General features: G+C 53.6%; 18 protein-coding genes. 7 read left to right on the top strand and 11 right to left on the bottom strand.

What is annotated here, in order from left to right:
- Window positions 1-3: 3 nt before the first annotated feature.
- On the bottom strand, window positions 4-540 hold the full coding sequence (locus BJP35_RS13945; RefSeq protein WP_014169686.1) for a YniB family protein: 537 nt from the start codon (window positions 538-540) through the stop codon (window positions 4-6).
- Window positions 541-688: 148 nt separating this feature from the next.
- Here BJP35_RS13945 and hxpB point away from each other — a divergent pair, with 148 nt between their 5' ends.
- The 4 genes from hxpB (at window position 689) to BJP35_RS13925 (ending at window position 4,454) form a co-directional block, all read left to right on the top strand.
- Window positions 689-1,360, top strand: a complete 672-nt coding sequence (gene hxpB / locus BJP35_RS13940; RefSeq protein WP_025204401.1) for a hexitol phosphatase HxpB — start codon at window positions 689-691, stop codon at window positions 1,358-1,360.
- A 129-nt stretch (window positions 1,361-1,489) separates the two neighbouring features.
- Window positions 1,490-2,251: a 2-dehydro-3-deoxy-D-gluconate 5-dehydrogenase KduD gene (gene kduD, locus BJP35_RS13935; protein ID WP_014169683.1), complete on the top strand. Its 762-nt coding sequence runs from the start codon at window positions 1,490-1,492 to the stop codon at window positions 2,249-2,251.
- Between the two features lie 93 nt (window positions 2,252-2,344).
- Window positions 2,345-2,935, top strand: coding sequence for a metal-dependent hydrolase (locus tag BJP35_RS13930; RefSeq protein ID WP_032681210.1), 591 nt, complete (start codon window positions 2,345-2,347; stop codon window positions 2,933-2,935).
- Between the two features lie 127 nt (window positions 2,936-3,062).
- Entirely contained in the window at window positions 3,063-4,454 is a 1,392-nt protein-coding gene (locus BJP35_RS13925) for an L-cystine transporter (protein WP_014169681.1), read from the top strand.
- A 51-nt stretch (window positions 4,455-4,505) separates the two neighbouring features.
- Here the strand turns inward: BJP35_RS13925 and cedA are convergent, their stop codons facing one another.
- Window positions 4,506-4,760 carry a cell division activator CedA gene (cedA, locus tag BJP35_RS13920; protein ID WP_071605472.1) on the bottom strand — a complete coding sequence of 85 codons (255 nt, stop codon included), beginning with the start codon at window positions 4,758-4,760 and terminating at the stop codon, window positions 4,506-4,508.
- A 187-nt stretch (window positions 4,761-4,947) separates the two neighbouring features.
- Here cedA and katE point away from each other — a divergent pair, with 187 nt between their 5' ends.
- Window positions 4,948-7,197 (top strand): catalase HPII, encoded by a 2,250-nt coding sequence (katE, locus tag BJP35_RS13915; protein WP_014169679.1) that lies wholly within the window; start codon window positions 4,948-4,950, stop codon window positions 7,195-7,197.
- 85 nt (window positions 7,198-7,282) lie between these two features.
- On the opposite strand, the gene chbG is transcribed toward katE, so the two are convergent.
- From chbG to osmE, 7 genes are all read right to left on the bottom strand, one after another.
- Window positions 7,283-8,041, bottom strand: a complete 759-nt coding sequence (gene chbG / locus BJP35_RS13910; protein ID WP_032677967.1) for a chitin disaccharide deacetylase — start codon at window positions 8,039-8,041, stop codon at window positions 7,283-7,285.
- Between the two features lie 11 nt (window positions 8,042-8,052).
- On the bottom strand, window positions 8,053-9,408 hold the full coding sequence (locus BJP35_RS13905; RefSeq protein ID WP_025204406.1) for a 6-phospho-beta-glucosidase: 1,356 nt from the start codon (window positions 9,406-9,408) through the stop codon (window positions 8,053-8,055).
- Window positions 9,409-9,518: 110 nt separating this feature from the next.
- Entirely contained in the window at window positions 9,519-10,358 is an 840-nt protein-coding gene (gene chbR / locus BJP35_RS13900; RefSeq protein WP_014169676.1) for a transcriptional regulator ChbR, read from the bottom strand.
- 8 nt (window positions 10,359-10,366) lie between these two features.
- Window positions 10,367-10,714, bottom strand: a complete 348-nt coding sequence (gene chbA / locus BJP35_RS13895) for a PTS N,N'-diacetylchitobiose transporter subunit IIA (protein ID WP_047744488.1) — start codon at window positions 10,712-10,714, stop codon at window positions 10,367-10,369.
- Window positions 10,715-10,761: 47 nt separating this feature from the next.
- Window positions 10,762-12,120, bottom strand: coding sequence for a PTS N,N'-diacetylchitobiose transporter subunit IIC (gene chbC / locus BJP35_RS13890; protein WP_014169674.1), 1,359 nt, complete (start codon window positions 12,118-12,120; stop codon window positions 10,762-10,764).
- A 79-nt stretch (window positions 12,121-12,199) separates the two neighbouring features.
- A complete protein-coding gene (chbB, locus tag BJP35_RS13885; RefSeq protein ID WP_008500676.1) occupies window positions 12,200-12,517 on the bottom strand; it encodes a PTS N,N'-diacetylchitobiose transporter subunit IIB in 318 nt (105 codons plus the stop codon).
- Window positions 12,518-12,798: 281 nt separating this feature from the next.
- A complete protein-coding gene (osmE, locus tag BJP35_RS13880) occupies window positions 12,799-13,143 on the bottom strand; it encodes an osmotically-inducible lipoprotein OsmE (protein ID WP_014169673.1) in 345 nt (114 codons plus the stop codon).
- 232 nt (window positions 13,144-13,375) lie between these two features.
- Between osmE and nadE the strand changes: the two genes are divergently transcribed.
- Window positions 13,376-14,203 carry an ammonia-dependent NAD(+) synthetase gene (gene nadE / locus BJP35_RS13875; RefSeq protein WP_020884418.1) on the top strand — a complete coding sequence of 276 codons (828 nt, stop codon included), beginning with the start codon at window positions 13,376-13,378 and terminating at the stop codon, window positions 14,201-14,203.
- A gap of 123 nt (window positions 14,204-14,326) precedes the next feature.
- Window positions 14,327-15,205: an excinuclease Cho gene (cho, locus tag BJP35_RS13870; protein WP_086463335.1), complete on the top strand. Its 879-nt coding sequence runs from the start codon at window positions 14,327-14,329 to the stop codon at window positions 15,203-15,205.
- Here cho and ves read toward each other — a convergent pair.
- Together ves and spy are read right to left on the bottom strand one after the other, a co-directional pair.
- Window positions 15,183-15,740: an environmental stress-induced protein Ves gene (gene ves / locus BJP35_RS13865; RefSeq protein WP_020884419.1), complete on the bottom strand. Its 558-nt coding sequence runs from the start codon at window positions 15,738-15,740 to the stop codon at window positions 15,183-15,185. The genes cho and ves overlap by 23 nt on opposite strands.
- A 297-nt stretch (window positions 15,741-16,037) precedes the next feature.
- Entirely contained in the window at window positions 16,038-16,535 is a 498-nt protein-coding gene (gene spy, locus BJP35_RS13860) for an ATP-independent periplasmic protein-refolding chaperone Spy (RefSeq protein ID WP_047744483.1), read from the bottom strand.
- Window positions 16,536-16,583: the final 48 nt, after the last annotated feature.

The following is a 16,583-nucleotide window of genomic DNA, read 5'->3' as shown; positions in this document are numbered from 1 at the left end:
CGGTTACAGGAATCCCAACAGCGAAAAGAAAAAGTACCCCGCCACGATGATAATGACTGGCAGGATATACAGCGGGAAAATTTGCAGGAAAATGGTGTGACGCGGCACAACAATGCGGGACTCAATCTGCTCGCGGCTCATCCCTTCCGGGCCTTTCGCCTGTTCGAGAATCATCTGGTCTTCCACACCTTCGCGTAAAAAGCGCGTCTGACGGCTCATGCGTGCGCCAGAGGCCTGCAACGCCATACCAATAAAGATCAGCGCGTAGATCACCCAAAACCCGAGATTCAACTGCTGATGAAAATTCGGCGTCGGCGAATTGAACCAAAAGACATTCAGAAACGGCGTGTTAAAACGCATCATTTCAATCATGACATGAGCAAAATCAAGCATTACCGCATTAATACCTGGCTGTTTTTCACTGTGATCGTACATAAATTTGAGCACAGAGATCAGCGTCGAAATGACGGCTGGAATAAAAATTACCCAGCCAGCAATACGTTTTAAGACAGCAATGCGTCCAGCTTGTTGATACGTCATCAGTTCCCCTTCATAAAGACGCGTTATTTCTGCCTAAGTCTACCTGCTGACCATCATTTTCGCCCGCTCTTTAAAGGCAATATGCTAAATTGCAGAGTGCACTTAGCATTTATCGTCTGTCGTACACCCTGGATAAGGAGACGTTGTGATGTCGACACCGCGCCAGATTCTTGCCGCAATTTTTGACATGGATGGATTACTGATCGATTCCGAACCGTTGTGGGATCGCGCCGAACTGGACGTTATCGCCAGCCTGGGCGTTGATATCAGCCGCCGTAATGAACTTCCGGATACGCTTGGTCTGCGCATCGATATGGTGGTGGACCTGTGGTATGCCCAGCAGCCGTGGGTAGGACCCGATCGCGACGAAGTGACCGCGCGCATTATCAGCCGCGCCATCTCACTGGTGGAAGAGAGCAAGCCCCTGCTGCCCGGGGTGCGTGAAGCCGTCGCGCTGTGTAAAGCGCAGGGGTTGAAAGTCGGCCTGGCGTCAGCTTCACCGCTGCATATGCTGGAAAAAGTGCTGACCATGTTTGAGCTGCGCGACAGCTTCGACGCGCTGGCCTCAGCGGAAACGTTGCCATACAGCAAGCCGCACCCGCAGGTCTATCTCGACTGCGCCGCTAAACTCGGTCTTGATCCTCTCTGCTGCGTCGCGCTGGAAGATTCCGTTAACGGAATGGTGGCCTCGAAGGCAGCGCGCATGCGCTCGATTGTTGTTCCCGCGGAGGAAGGCCGACACGATCCCCGTTTTGCCCTTGCCGACGTGAAGCTGAACTCACTGGTTGAGCTGACGGCGCAGCACCTGCGCGGCGAGTAACCCCCCCTTTCAGGCAGCGTCAGGCTGCCTGCTTTAAAAACAAAACATCGTTTCATTTTGTTTGCTTTTCTTATCCCCCGCTTCTATCCTTACCGTCAGAATGACAATAACCTTACTTCTGAGGCGCGTATGATACTGGATAACTTCACTCTGTCTGGAAAAGTGGCCATCGTCACCGGATGCGATACCGGTCTGGGACAAGCCATGGCCATTGCGCTGGCGCAGGCGGGATGCGACATCGTGGGTGTTAACCGCAAAGCGCCGGAGGAAACGGCTGCCTGCATTAGCGCACTCGGAAGGCGGTTCAGGGCGATTCGGGCCGACCTCAGTCAGCAGGAGAGTCTTCAGAACGTTGTTGACAGCGCGGTTGCTGAGATGGGGCGAGTCGATATTCTGGTGAACAATGCCGGGACCATACGCCGTGAAGATGCTCTCGCGTTCAGCGAAAAGGACTGGGACGACGTCATCAACCTGAATCTGAAATCGCTTTTTTTCCTCTCCCAGGCCGTGGCTAAACAGTTTATTGCGCAGGGACAGGGCGGGAAAATCATTAATATCGCCTCGATGCTCTCATTCCAGGGCGGCATCCGCGTGCCCTCTTACACCGCGTCCAAAAGCGGCGTGTTGGGGATCACGCGTCTGCTGGCGAATGAATGGGCGACACACGGCATCAATGTTAACGCCATCGCGCCGGGCTATATGGCGACCAACAACACTCAGCAACTGCGAGATGACCAGCAGCGCAGCCAGGAGATCCTCGACCGGATACCTGCCGGGCGCTGGGGAGTACCGGAAGACCTGCAGGGACCGGTGGTCTTTTTAGCCTCCGCCGCCTCGGATTACGTGAACGGTCATACGTTAGCCGTCGACGGGGGCTGGCTGGCGCGCTAGGCGCGTTTGTGACATACAGTTACACCGTCACCTCTTTCGTCTACTGTATAAAAACCCTATACTGTATGAATTGACAGTTTTGTGGGTTTTATCATGACGGCGGAAGGCCATCTGCTTTTTTCCATTGCGTGCGCAGTTTTTGCCAAAAACGCTGAACTTACCCCTGTGCTCGCACAGGGGGACTGGTGGCATATTGTCCCGTCCGCCGTGCTGACCTGTCTGCTGCCCGATATCGACCATCCAAAGTCATTCCTGGGACAGCGGCTAAAGTGGATATCAAAACCCATCGCCCGCGCGTTTGGTCACCGTGGGTTTACCCACAGCCTGCTGGCCGTATTCGGCCTGCTCACCCTTTTCTATTTAAAAGTCCCTGATAGCTGGATAGTGCCCGCCGATGCTATCCAGGGAATGGTGCTGGGTTATTTAAGCCATATCCTTGCCGATATGCTGACGCCTGCGGGCGTGCCGCTGCTCTGGCCATGCCGCTGGCGTTTCCGTTTGCCCATTCTTGCGCCGCAGAAAGGTAATCAGCTTGAGCGTGTGTTGTGTATGGCGCTCTTTGCCTACGCCGTCTGGATGCCGCAAACCTTGCCCGAAAACAGTGCAGTGCGCTGGTCGTCCCAGATGATCAATTCGCTGCAATTTCAGTTTAATCGGTTCATTAATCACCAGATTGAACACTAAGCACACAAATTATTTCCATTTGTCATAACCCATTCCATTTGGATATAAGCGCCACATCACACTTCTGATAATCTTGCGCCAACAGGATCGGTAAAAACCGACCGTATAATAAATCAGGAGAACGGGGATGAATTTTCCACTCATCGCGAACATTGTGGTGTTCGTTGTATTGCTATTGCTTCTCGCGCAGGCGCGCCACAAACAGTGGAGCCTCGCGAAGAAAGTGCTGGTTGGTCTGGCCATGGGTGTCGTGTTTGGTCTGGCGTTGCAGGCTATTTACGGCTCCGATAATCCAGTTCTGAAAGATTCTATTCAGTGGTTCAACATCGTCGGTAACGGCTATGTCCAGCTGCTGCAGATGATCGTTATGCCGCTGGTGTTTGCCTCTATTCTGAGCGCCGTTGCCCGTCTGCATAACGCCACCCAGTTGGGTAAAATCAGCTTCCTGACCATCGGTACGCTGCTGTTTACCACGCTGATTGCAGCTCTGGTCGGTGTGCTGGTCACCAACCTGTTCGGGCTGACCGCTGAAGGTCTGGTCCAGGGTACGGCTGAAACGGCGCGTCTTACCGCGATTCAGACCAACTACGTGGGTAAAGTCGCTGACCTGACGGTGCCACAGATGGTGCTCTCTTTCGTGCCGAAGAACCCGTTTGCTGACCTGACCGGTGCCAGCCCAACCTCCATTATCAGCGTGGTGATCTTTGCGGCCTTCCTCGGTGTGGCGGCGCTGAAGCTGCTGAAAGACGACGCGCCGAAAGGCGAGCGCGTGCTGGTGGCTATCGATACCTTGCAAAGCTGGGTAATGAAGCTGGTCCGTCTGGTGATGCAGTTGACCCCTTACGGTGTTCTGGCGCTGATGACCAAAGTGGTTGCCGGCTCTAACCTGCAGGACATCATTAAGCTGGGTAGCTTCGTCGTCGCCTCTTATCTGGGTCTGGGCATTATGTTCGTGGTGCACGGTATCCTGCTGGGCGTCAATGGCGTTAGCCCGCTGAAATACTTCCGTAAAGTGTGGCCGGTACTGACCTTTGCGTTTACCAGCCGTTCCAGCGCCGCGTCTATTCCGCTGAACGTTGAAGCGCAGACCCGTCGTCTGGGCGTACCGGAATCTATTGCCAGCTTCTCTGCCTCCTTTGGTGCCACCATTGGTCAGAACGGTTGCGCAGGTCTCTACCCTGCAATGCTGGCGGTAATGGTTGCTCCGACCGTGGGTATCAACCCACTGGATCCCGTTTGGATTGCCACGCTGGTCGGGATTGTTACCATCAGCTCCGCAGGCGTTGCGGGTGTTGGCGGTGGCGCAACCTTCGCCGCGCTGATTGTCCTGCCGGCCCTGGGTCTGCCGGTGACGCTGGTTGCCCTGCTGATCTCCGTTGAGCCGCTGATCGATATGGGTCGTACTGCGCTGAACGTGAGCGGTTCCATGACCGCCGGTACGTTGACCAGCCAGTGGCTGAAGCAGACCGATAAAACCATTCTGGAAAGTGAAGACGACGCTGAACTGGCGCACCGTTAATCACGGATGGATAAATGAAAAAAACCGCCTGATGGCGGTTTTTTTTGGCTGTTATTCTTCAATCTCTTCATCCTGGCGGACCTGGTTCGCCCATCGCTGGGCCGACTCCGGCCCCGAAAACGCGGGCGAACGGCGGAAGTGTTCTCCCATCAGAACAAACGCTACGTATTTACCGCGCAGTTGCCAGACATCACGAAAACCATCCACCTTCAGGGCGTGTTCGGGCGGCGCGGGTTCGACGCGGGGCACGTAGCTAATGACAGGGCGGTTTTGTTGACGAAAAGGTTTCATAAGCGACGGGTTCACTAAAGCACATTCTGGAAGCAGGAAAATTCTATGATAGCCGATCCTCCCCCCACACGTCGCGCCCTGCATCGCTCTGATAGCGCATTCCTTAACCAGGTCATCTGAAAACTCTTAGTTCGCCCGCCCTTTCGCCACATTGTTCTATAGTTAACAAGGTTTTTAGCAATGGATAAAGGAGAAGCGTGCAATGTCGAACAAAGATAAAACACATCAATCACCCATTCATGGCACTGAAGAATCTCAACCAGGCATGGACTCTCTGGCCCCAGCGGACGGCTCTCACCGCCCGTCCCCCGGCCCTTCCGCACCTGGCGAACAGCCTACCGCGCCGGGAAGTATGAAATCCCCGGATACCGGAAACGAGAAGCTGAAATCCCTTGAGTCCCACCGTAAAGGCGGCGAAGGTTTTGCACTTACCACCAACCAGGGCGTGCGCATTGCTGACGATCAGAACTCGCTGCGTGCGGGAACACGCGGACCGACCCTGCTGGAAGACTTTATTCTGCGGGAAAAAATCACCCATTTTGACCATGAACGTATACCTGAGCGCATCGTTCACGCGCGTGGCTCCGCGGCACACGGCTACTTCCAGCCCTACAAAAGCCTCAAAGAGATAACCAAAGCGGATTTCCTTTCCGATCCGGACAAAATAACACCGGTCTTTGTCCGCTTTTCAACCGTGCAGGGCGGCGCGGGTTCGGCAGATACCGTGCGTGATATCCGCGGCTTCGCCACCAAATTTTATACCGAAGAGGGTATTTTCGATCTCGTCGGCAATAACACCCCGGTGTTTTTCATTCAGGATGCGCATAAATTTCCTGACTTTGTCCATGCGGTAAAACCGGAGCCCCACTGGGCCATACCGCAGGGACAAAGTGCGCATGACACCTTCTGGGATTATGTCTCACTGCAACCAGAAACGTTACACAACGTGATGTGGGCGATGTCAGACCGGGGCATTCCGCGCAGCTACCGCACGATGGAAGGGTTTGGTATTCATACCTTCAGGATGATCAACGCGGACGGGAAAGCCACATTCGTACGCTTCCACTGGAAGCCTGTGGCGGGCAAAGCCTCGCTGGTGTGGGATGAAGCCCAGAAGCTGACCGGGCGCGATCCGGACTTCCACCGTCGTGAGCTGTGGGAGTCGATTGAAGCCGGTGACTTCCCGGAATATGAACTGGGGTTACAGCTGATCCCGGAAGAGGATGAGTTTAACTTCGATTTCGACCTTCTCGACCCGACAAAGCTGATCCCAGAGGAGCTGGTGCCGGTTCAGCTGGTGGGTAAAATGGTGCTCAACCGTAACCCGGACAATTTCTTTGCCGAAAATGAGCAGGTCGCGTTCCACCCGGGGCATATCGTTCCGGGGCTGGATTTCACGAACGATCCCCTCCTGCAGGGGCGATTGTTCTCCTATACCGATACGCAGATCAGTCGCCTTGGCGGGCCCAACTTCCACGAAATTCCGATTAACCGTCCAACCTGCCCGTACCACAATTTCCAGCGCGACGGGATGCATCGCCAGGATATCGATACCAATCCGGCTAACTATGAGCCGAACTCCATCAACGATAACTGGCCGCGCGAAACGCCGCCGGGACCGAAACGCGGTGGTTTTGAGTCATACCAGGAGCGCATCGATGGCAATAAAATCCGCGAGCGTAGCCCGTCATTCGGCGAGTATTACGCCCAACCTCGCCTGTTCTGGAACAGCCAGACGCCGATCGAGCAACAGCACATTATCGGCGGCTTTAGCTTTGAACTGAGCAAAGTGGTGCGGACTTACATCCGCGAGCGCGTGGTCGATCAGCTCGCCCATATCGATATTCAGCTTGCCCAGAGCGTGGCGGATAACCTTGGCATTACGCTGACGGATGAGCAACGCAATGCGGCCCCACCGAAAGACGTTAACGGCCTGAAGAAAGATCCGTCCCTGAGTCTGTATGCGGTGCCGGGTGGCTCGATAAAGGGCCGGGTAGTGGCCATTCTGCTGAATGACAACACCCGTGCCAGCGACGTGCTGGGGATTATGCAGGCGCTGAAAACCAAAGGCGTTCACGCCAAACTGCTCTATTCCCGCATGGGGGAAGTGACCGCCGACGACGGTTCAGTGCTGCCGGTTGCGGCCACCTTTGCCGGAGCACCATCGCTCACCGTTGATGCGGTGATTGTGCCGTGCGGCGACATCGACAGTCTGCTGAACAATGGCGATGCGATTTATTATCTGCTGGAAGCCTATAAGCACCTGAAGCCGATCGCCCTGTCCGGCGATGCGCGACAGTTTAAAGCGCACCTGAAGGTGGCTGAGCAAGGTGAAGATGGTATTGTCGAAGGCGATAACGTCGATGATGCGTTTATGACGAAGCTGTTCGATCTGCTCGCAGCGCACCGTGTGTGGTCACGCAGCAGTAAGATTGATCGGATACCAGCATAAGAAAAGCCGGGTCTGGCTTTGCCCGACCCGGCGCTGATTGACATCGTTTACTCAGCCCGGCAGGCACCGCGCCTCCGGGCTATTTTCATACATCCTCAAAGGTGCCCAGACGGTACCCACGCTCGGCAATGGCGTATTTCAGCGATGCCGACGTCAGCACATCCAGTTCCGCCAGTCGCGGCCAGCAGTAGGCACTTTTACGCACAATGTTATCGACAAACGCAGGGTGTGCCATCACTTCCAGCGACCGTTCCCCGCGCGCGGCGGACTCATCCAGCACCTGCAGGAACAGCGCTTCGCTAATCTCGTCGCCGTAGAACGCGCTACTGAATCCGTCCGTTGTGGGCACAGAAGACAATGACAGCCCGTGCAGCGCCTGCACCTCACGATCCACGCGCATTGCCACGCCTTTGCGCTGTGCAAATTCCGCCACTGACGGGAAAAGTGCCGGGATCATATGCACGTGATGATGGCTGTCAATATGCGTGGGTTCACGGCCAAAGAGATCGACGAAACGGTTGAACTGACAGTCCAGCTCGCGGGTAATCTCCTCGAGCGGCAGCGTGCCCTGCTCTGCCTGCTCCCAAATCCATTTGCCCAGCTGTCCGTCCCGCGTCAGTCCTGGCATCGGTGAAAGCGGCATCCCGAGCGTCAATACAAAGTGCATGCCGACGCCCAGCGCTGGCACTTCGCGGCTGAGCTGCGCGGCGTGTTCAACCGCGTCACCATTAACCAGTGCCGTTGTTGAGGTCACCACACCCCGGCGGCAGGCTTCAATAATGCCGTAGTTTTGACCTTTTGAGAGACCAAAATCATCAGCATTGACGATCAGCAGGTTTTCCATCACACATCCTCTCAGTGCTGTTTGAATTTCAGCTTCTCAATCGTGGCGGCAAAATTAGGCAACCATTTTTCATGCGCCAGAATCATTTCGCTGGCCAGTTGCTCGGCATCGCGATCGGAATGGACCAGCGGGCTGAGATTGAGTGCCAGAAGAACGTCATTGAGTTCACCGCTCAGCGCCGCGTTGCTGGCTGCCACTTCAAACCCTTTGATGGTGTGGATCAACCCCATCACTTTGTCGTCAAAGTGGGTAATCCGTGGATGCGGCCTGGCGCCATCACGTCCCAGAATGCAGGTCATCTCAACGGCCCAGTCAGCCGGGATGTTGTCGATATGGCCGTGATGCGGCACATTGACGTAGTGCTCGGCCTGCTTGTCGTTGTAAATGGCGTTGATCACTTCGCACGCCGCATCGGAATAATACGCTCCGCCGCGCAGCTCAAGCTCTTTCGGTTTCACGTTCAGGTTCGGATCTTTATACAAATCAAACAGCTGCTTTTCAACTTTCTGCACCACCTGAGCGCGTGCGCCACCCTTATAGTACTCACCCATCTCGATGGCCAGCATCTCTTTCTGTTTGAAGTAGTAAAGCAGGTATGAGCAAGGCAGCAGATTAAGCGAGCGGATCAGCCCTTCGCTGAACGGCAGGTCAAAGATGTTTTTCACTGACGCAGCGGTCAGGCGTCCGGAGGCTACGCCGTCAAGCAGTTCGCTAAAGCGAGACTGACCATTCACGATGACATCTTTGATAAACACCATGTGGTTCAGGCCAAAGAGATCGATAGAAAGATCGTCGGTATCGGTCAACTCCAGCACATCGCTGATGAACATCTTCATGCCAATCGGAATATTACAGACGCCGATAAAGCGTTTGAAACCGGTGTGGCGATAGACCGCCTCGGTCACCATCCCGGCCGGGTTGGTGAAGTTAATCACCCACGCGTTGGGGCAGATCGCTTCCACATCGTTGATGATGTCAAAAATGACCGGAATGGTACGCAGCCCCTTGAACAGGCCGCCCGCGCCGTTGGTCTCCTGCCCCAGATAGCCGTGGCTCAGTGGAATACGTTCATCCATTTCACGCGCTTTGAGTTGACCGACGCGCAGCTGAGTCGTCACGAAGTCGGCATCCTGCAGCGCCAGGCGACGGTCGAGGGTTTTATGCACGGTCAATGGCACACCGGCTTTCGCGACCATCCGCTTGCAGAGCTCAAAAATGATATTCAGTTTCTCCTGACCTTCCTCAACGTCCACCAGCCATAATTCGCTGACCGGTAATTCATGATAACGTTTCAGGAAACCTTCGAGTAATTCCGGGGTATAACTGCTGCCGCCGCCAATGGTTACGACTTTTAATTTCTTCTGCATAATATCTCCCTTAGCATATCAGGTTAATCGCCTGCAAGGTGTAGCGTACTCTTCCCGCTCTGTGGGCAAGCAATCAAGGCAATATTTGTGGCGGGTAAATCCGCCGAAATTTAATTAATTACCGTCAGGTTCTTCCGGTAACTGTTCGGTGTGAACGAGGTCAATTTCTTAAAAGTCTTAATAAACAAGCTGGGGCTACTGTAGCCTGACTCATAAGCAATATCGGTAACCGAGTAGTTAGTTATTTCCAGCTGTTTTTTAGCAAAATTAATGCGGATTTCATTAATAATTTGCACTGGCGTTTTACGATAATAACGCTGAGTTGCTCGGGTCAGATATTCCTGTGATTTACCGGACAAAGCGACCATATTTTCCAGCGCATTTTCGCTGAACTGCCCTTTATCGTGCATCAGTTCAACCGTACTGCGCAGCCACTGCGGAATATCATCGCTCACCTGCTGCTCTTCACGATGGTGGCGCAGACGGTTCATCACATAAAACGTCACCGTTTCAATAAACTCATCAAATTCATTCTCGCGAAAGTTAAGCGAGGCGATAACCGTTTCAATCCAGGTCATGAACTCGTTTTTGATGCGATAGACCTGCGAGGCCACAAAGCAGAACGGCACCAGCGGCAGATAGTGTTTCTCAAAGAAGCGTCTGCTGACACCTACGTTAAGAATGCGGGTTGCACCAAATTCATAAAAGCTCTGGTGATGGGACCCCATCGGCAGGAAGACGAAATCTCCCCGCTCAAGCAGGACGCGCTTGCCGTTGATTTCCTGGTAGTAGCGACCGGTCAGAACAATCGTGAACTCATAGTAGTCATGCTGATGCAGACCGCTCGCGCTCTCCGTCTTGTTGTAAATAATCACGTGAAAATTTTTGCCATTAAACAGTTGCTGTTCAAGTGCGGTTTTTATTTCCATCGCGCTGACCTCCTGCTGCAAATTCTGCCTTACTGCATCTTCTCGTGAAGCTCAATTAACTCGGCCACCAGTTCACGTGCCAGCATCGACGTCATCAGATGATCCTGCGCATGCACCAGCACCAGACTGACCTTCATCTTGCCTTCACCCTGGTCGCTTTCGATAAGCTTTGTCTGCACCAGGTGCGCTTCGTTCAGCGCCGAACGGGACTGTTCCATCATGGTCTTTGCGGCTGCGAAATCACCCTGCTTGGCCTGTTTGAGCGCGGCATACGCCAGGCTACGCGCCTGCCCGGAATTGATGATAAGCCCCATCACCACCTCTTCCAGATCGTTCTCTGCGGTTTCTTCTGCGACAATACTGTCCAAATCTAACATTTTTAAGCTCCTTTTGGCTGGCGCGGGTTGCCCCGCGCCGTGCAATTTTAGAATTTCAGTGCGAGGGCGATATCCTCTTCGCTCTCTTCTTCATCGATAACGGTTGCAGCTTTGTTTGCTATCGCCACGAATGGCATATAGAGCAGTGTTGCAATCCCGAGGTTGAATATCGCCAGCAGGAAGGCAGCCACGCTACCGTTGGTGTTGAAGAACGCCCCCAGACCCGCCGGCATGGTCCACGGCGCAATGTTGGTGACGGGTGGGATAATGCCCAGGTAATAGGCCGTCAGGGTTATGGCCGCCAGCAGTGGCTGAACCAGAATGAACGGAATGAACATTACCGGGTTCATGATGATTGGCAGACCAAACAGAATCGGCTCGTTAATCTGGAAGATGCCTGACGGCAGCGCCAGCTTCGCAACCTGACGATGGTCAGCGCGACGAGAAACAATAAAGACCGCGATGATCAGACCCAGCGTCGCCCCGGTACCCCCCAGGAAGATATAAGAGTCGAGCATCGGCTTCGCCCACACATGGAAGGTTTTACCGGCTGCCAGCGCCGCGTCAACGGAGCCGTACTGCTGGTAAAGTGCAACGTTTTCCAGTGCCCATGGGGTCATGATACCGCTGTCCAGCGCCGCCAGTGCCAGTGAACCATGCACGCCAAAGAACCACAGCAGGGAGGTGAAAATCACATACGCCCAACCGACCACGCTACCCATTGACGCCAGCGGCGTTGAGATAGAGTCCATGATGATCTGGTGGAAGTTAGTGCCCCAATGAGAGAGCGCCCAGGCGATAATCCCCATGATGGAAAGAATAATGAAGCCTGGAATCAACGCGGAAAATGAACGAGAAACGGACGCCGGCACGCTATCCGGTAAACGGATAACCCAGTTGCGACGAATAATAAAGGTGAACATCTCCGCAACCACCAGACCGATAACGATACCGGAGATGATATTAGCGCCCCCCAGCCAGTTGGCCCCTACGGCATAGGCCTCACCGACGCTGTATGGCGTCACGGTCATAAAGGCGGCAATGGATAATAAACCTGCGGCCAGCGGATCCACTTTCCGTTCTTCCGCCAGTGCCATGCCAATAAAGAAAGGTGCCATCAGCGACATAATACCTAACGTACCGTTATATACGTTGCCGCCAATGGCTTTTAAACCATTAAGGGTTTCAATTGTGGAAGCGTCTAATCGAATTCCTAATGAATAAAAAAAGGAACCTTCACCAAAGCTCAGAAAAACGTTGTTAATTAAAACGAACATTGCCCCAGCCAGCGTCAACGGCATTAATCTAATAAAACCATTTTTGATGGCATTAACGTGAGGCTGCTTTCCTATTTTAACAGCAAAAGGAAGGAGTACCTTTTCAAGTGAAGCGATGACTTTACTCATAGGAAAATACCCTTAAATGCCGCAACGCAGGTTACGGCGTATTGTGTGTGAAATAACTCTTTGACGGGAAAAATAAAAATTAATTAGCAGCTTTTTTAATTGCTGCAACAGCAGCTTTCAATACACCTAAACCATCAATCTTGCCGTACAATCCCGAATCGATCACTTCGACCGGTTTATTGGGTAACAGACGTTGAATTTCGGGCAACATATAGGCAATTTGCGGCCCCAGTAAAACGACATCGGCTGTCTGGCCCTTTTCGCCCGCCAGCGTCTCCGGAAACGCTTCGATCACCACCGGGACTTCATACTTCTCAGCCTGAGCACGCATCTTTGACACCAGAAGCGAGGTTGACATGCCTGCTGAGCAGAACAGATAGATATGTTTCTTTTCCATAGTAACTTCCCTCTCGTATGACTACCTGCCATCGCGCTATCACTCGACTCGCTATCCTGGCAGACAGGTAGTTTGCTTACTGTTGTTTGTCGTTGGAGTGAGTATACGCAATGGTACAGACAGGAGATAATTCTGCACAGGGGCAAATTGTCTCTCATTGACCTGGCGTGTTGACTACCTTCACATTTCAGGCAAATAATTCGCGAGAAGAAATAAGATTTACATATGTATAAAAAAACCGGCCCAACGGCCGGTTTGTTAACATACTCAGGCAAGAAGGGTTACTGCGCCTTAGGTGCCTGCGGATCGGTATCGTATTCAGTACAGGTCTGGTAACCGGAGTTGATCACATGACCGGTCTCATCCAACGCAACGAAGTAGGTCTCTGCCTTACCATCACGTTGACCCAGGATATAGGTCTGGCAGGTACCGCGTGCATGAATCATTGTCACTTCAGAAGAAGGCTTGCCGGCAATCGCAGCCACCTGCGAACGGGTCATGCCTTTTTTGACATCTTTCACTACGGGCTGTGTAAACTGATCTTTGGTGCGGTCGTAGGCCGTACACCCTGCCAGCATAGTCAGTACCGCCGCTGCGCTAAGAATTCCTGCTACGTTCTTGTTCATATTCCGTCCTCTTGTTTATCAGCGTGTTATCTAAGCATGGAATAAAAAGTACTATTGTTCAACTTTGTGAATTCCGCCAGACGAATTTCGGAAAATTCTAATAAAACAACGATAACCTGCTAAATCGCCGCAATTTAGCGCACTCGAAACTGTGATCCTTGTCGTTTCTCGTTCAAAGGGTTAGTTTTAACAGTTAACACAATCTGTTTATGTTCTGCATATGGAGGGCGTGATGGCTCTGCAACAAGAGATTATTCAGGCGCTGGGCGCGAAGCCCGCGGTAGACGCACAAGAAGAGATCCGCCGCAGCGTGGATTTTTTAAAGTCTTATTTAAAAACTCACTCGTTCCTGAAATCCCTGGTGCTGGGCATCAGCGGCGGTCAGGACTCTACCCTGGCCGGTAAACTCTGCCAGATGGCAATTTCAGAGCTCCGCGAAGAGACGGGTGATGACGCGCTGCAGTTTATTGCCGTGCGTCTTCCCTATGGCGTGCAGGCTGATGAACAGGATTGCCAGGATGCCATCGCCTTCATCCAGCCCGATCGCGTGCTCACCGTCAATATCAAAGGATCGGTGCTGGCCAGCGAGCAGGCGCTTCGCGAAGCAGGCATTGAGTTGAGTGATTTTGTCCGCGGCAATGAAAAAGCCCGTGAACGTATGAAAGCGCAATACAGCATTGCCGGGATGACCAAAGGCGTTGTGGTCGGTACCGATCATGCGGCAGAAGCCATCACGGGTTTCTTCACCAAGTATGGCGACGGCGGTACCGATATTAACCCGCTCTTCCGTCTGAACAAACGTCAGGGTAAGCAGCTGCTTGCCGCGCTGGGTTGCCCGGAGCACCTTTACAAGAAAGCGCCAACGGCAGATCTGGAAGACGATCGCCCCTCCCTGCCGGATGAAGCGGCCCTGGGTGTCACCTATGACAATATTGATGATTATCTGGAAGGCAAAAAACTGGATGAAGGTACCGCGAAGATCATTGAAAGCTGGTATCTGAAAACCGAGCACAAGCGTCGCCCGCCGATCACCGTGTTCGATGATTTCTGGAAAAAGTAACACTCTGGCACCCTCTCTCTGGGGAGAGGGTGTTCGCCCGCACCGTCCGTTGCGCCACCCGGCTCTTTTTTAACCAAACCGGCTCTGCTACACTGTATGCCTGAACAGTATATGGAGTAGTATGTGAGCAGGCGTCAATCCGCCCCGCGTCTTGAGTTTGAAGCGGCGGCTATCTACGAATATCCCGAACATCTTCGCCCCTGGCTTGAGGAACTGCCTAAACAGCCGGGCGTGTATATCTTTCACGGTGAGAGTGACACCCTTCCGCTCTACATTGGCAAAAGCGTAAATATTCGCAGCCGGGTCATGTCTCATCTGCGCACGCCAGACGAGGCGGCAATGCTGCTCCAGTCGCGACGCATCACCTGGTTTCGTACCGCCGGAGAAATGGGCGCGCTCTTACTGGAAGCCCGGCTGATCAAAGAGCAACAGCCGCTGTTCAATAAGCGCCTGCGCCGCAACCGGCAGCTCTGCTCCCTGCAGATAAACGCCGGTAAGCCGCAGGTTGTCTACGCACGCGAAGTCGATTTTTCTCACGCCCCCAATCTCTACGGGCTGTTCGCAAATAAACGGACGGCTCTGCAGGCTCTGCAAACGCTGGCCGATGAGTTACAGCTGTGCTACAGCCTGCTAGGCCTCGAAGCAACCACCCGCGGGCGTGCCTGTTTCCGCTCAGCGTTAAAGCGCTGCGCAGGGGCCTGCTGCGGGAAAGAAAGCATTGAGGAACACCACGCCCGGCTCCTCGCAGGGCTGGCGGCGCTTAGCGTTAACTGCTGGCCGTGGGAGGGTGCCGTTGCGCTAAAAGAAGTCGGTGACGCGATGACCCAGTATCACATCATCAATAATTGGCTCTGGCTGGGTGCTGTTGACGATGTAAACGATGCGGCAACCTTGCTGCGCACACCCGCCGGTTTCGACCACGATGGCTACAAAATTCTCTGCAAGCCCGTGTTAACCGGCAAGTATGAGGTCATTGAGCTTAGTGCCCCGGCAGCCAGTTAATTTCGCTGAATAATAAGGTGCCCTGAGCCTCCAGCAGGCGGAGAGTATGGACGCCCTCCTCCCAGCTGGCGCCCTGATCGGCCGTCAGCAACTTATCGCCAAGCTGCCACGCCCCGCTTAACACGAACGCGACGCCCCCGCGGGAGCCGAACGTGGTAAAGGTGCGGTCAGCGACACGCACTTTCGCCTGACAACGGTCACGCCGGGTCATGATGTTGAAATCCATCGACATCCGTCCTTCGGAAAGCAGCGCTTTCACCGGCTGATCGCCGGAAAAATGGTATGGCTGATGATGTTTCAGGGTATGGCAGAACGCCTGACCGGCATCCAGCGTTACCTCACCCCCTTCAAGCAAGGTAATCACCCGATCGACACCGGGAAAAGAGGAGAATTCGCCATTGCTGGCGATGGTCGCGATACTGGCACGCCAGTAAAAATCGCGCGTTGCGGGCGGAAAACAACAAATTTCCCGCGTCTCGCCTGCGCCATTGCGCCAGAGGCTGACCGGCATCTTACGGATATCAAAGAACTCCATCACCACTCCTGAAAGGCACAACCTGTGCCAGGGCAAGGATATCGCTATCGTTGCTGTCTTGTTTGTTATCGTTGGGTTCTCACAGACACAGTATCGGCAGCAGAGCGGGCAGGCCTTAGCGGAACGTTAATAAAAATTATAACGCCATGACTCTGCAAACATTCTCTGAAGCGACTACAGGAGAATACCGCTCTGGCGGCGGCAGACAAGAGGGCAGGAAAGAAAAACCGCCGGTCCTGTCCACAGCGTTAGCGCTTTTGTGGACAGGATCCCGGCGGTCTTAAGATGTTGAACCGATTATTCGGTTAGTGCTGGCATTTTACCTTCCATTGCTGGACGTTCTGTCAGACGCTTCTCAAAATTGGCATTAAATTGTTTTTTCTGTTCCGGCGTCAGAATGTTGTAGATCTTGTTCTGGGTTTCCATATGCGCCAGCATGCGGGCTTTATGCTGCTCAGCCATTTTGTCGATCTGCGCTTCGGCTTTTGCTTTATCGAAGCTGTCGCTGGCGATGATGTCATGCATCGCGCGGCGTTCGTCCAGTGACGGACGTTTCATCTGGTCGCGCTGGCTTTTCATGATGTCGCGGACCTGCTGTTTCTGTGCATCCGTCAGGTTCAGATCTTTAAACATCATCATCTCGTGGTGCATACCCGGCTTGCCTTTATGATGCATCATCATTTTGCCTTCGACAGGCGCGGCAGTGGTGGTGGTCGCGGTATCTGCAGCGAACGCCATGCTGGTAGCGCCCAGAGCCAGGGTAGAAGCAACAAACAGTGCAGTAAACTTACGCATAATTTATTTCCTTACTTTCAGTTATTCTTCGGCGCTATGCCGTGTTGA

The sequence above is a fragment of the Enterobacter sp. J49 genome, assembly GCF_002148625.1.
GTDB lineage: Bacteria > Pseudomonadota > Gammaproteobacteria > Enterobacterales > Enterobacteriaceae > Enterobacter > Enterobacter ludwigii.
This window is presented reverse-complemented; position numbering and strand designations above follow the sequence as displayed.

Excerpts from the sequence above, each read along its gene's own strand:
- BJP35_RS13945 (WP_014169686.1), bottom strand. The coding sequence starts at position 540 with ATGACGTATCAACAAGCTGGACGCATTGCTGTCTTAAAACGTATTGCT.
- hxpB (WP_025204401.1), top strand. The coding sequence starts at position 689 with ATGTCGACACCGCGCCAGATTCTTGCCGCAATTTTTGACATGGATGGA.
- kduD (WP_014169683.1), top strand. The coding sequence starts at position 1,490 with ATGATACTGGATAACTTCACTCTGTCTGGAAAAGTGGCCATCGTCACC.
- BJP35_RS13930 (WP_032681210.1), top strand. The coding sequence starts at position 2,345 with ATGACGGCGGAAGGCCATCTGCTTTTTTCCATTGCGTGCGCAGTTTTT.
- BJP35_RS13925 (WP_014169681.1), top strand. The coding sequence starts at position 3,063 with ATGAATTTTCCACTCATCGCGAACATTGTGGTGTTCGTTGTATTGCTA.
- katE (WP_014169679.1), top strand. The coding sequence starts at position 4,948 with ATGTCGAACAAAGATAAAACACATCAATCACCCATTCATGGCACTGAA.
- chbG (WP_032677967.1), bottom strand. The coding sequence starts at position 8,041 with ATGGAAAACCTGCTGATCGTCAATGCTGATGATTTTGGTCTCTCAAAA.
- BJP35_RS13905 (WP_025204406.1), bottom strand. The coding sequence starts at position 9,408 with ATGCAGAAGAAATTAAAAGTCGTAACCATTGGCGGCGGCAGCAGTTAT.
- chbA (WP_047744488.1), bottom strand. The coding sequence starts at position 10,714 with ATGTTAGATTTGGACAGTATTGTCGCAGAAGAAACCGCAGAGAACGAT.
- chbC (WP_014169674.1), bottom strand. The coding sequence starts at position 12,120 with ATGAGTAAAGTCATCGCTTCACTTGAAAAGGTACTCCTTCCTTTTGCT.
- chbB (WP_008500676.1), bottom strand. The coding sequence starts at position 12,517 with ATGGAAAAGAAACATATCTATCTGTTCTGCTCAGCAGGCATGTCAACC.
- osmE (WP_014169673.1), bottom strand. The coding sequence starts at position 13,143 with ATGAACAAGAACGTAGCAGGAATTCTTAGCGCAGCGGCGGTACTGACT.
- nadE (WP_020884418.1), top strand. The coding sequence starts at position 13,376 with ATGGCTCTGCAACAAGAGATTATTCAGGCGCTGGGCGCGAAGCCCGCG.
- ves (WP_020884419.1), bottom strand. The coding sequence starts at position 15,740 with ATGGAGTTCTTTGATATCCGTAAGATGCCGGTCAGCCTCTGGCGCAAT.
- spy (WP_047744483.1), bottom strand. The coding sequence starts at position 16,535 with ATGCGTAAGTTTACTGCACTGTTTGTTGCTTCTACCCTGGCTCTGGGC.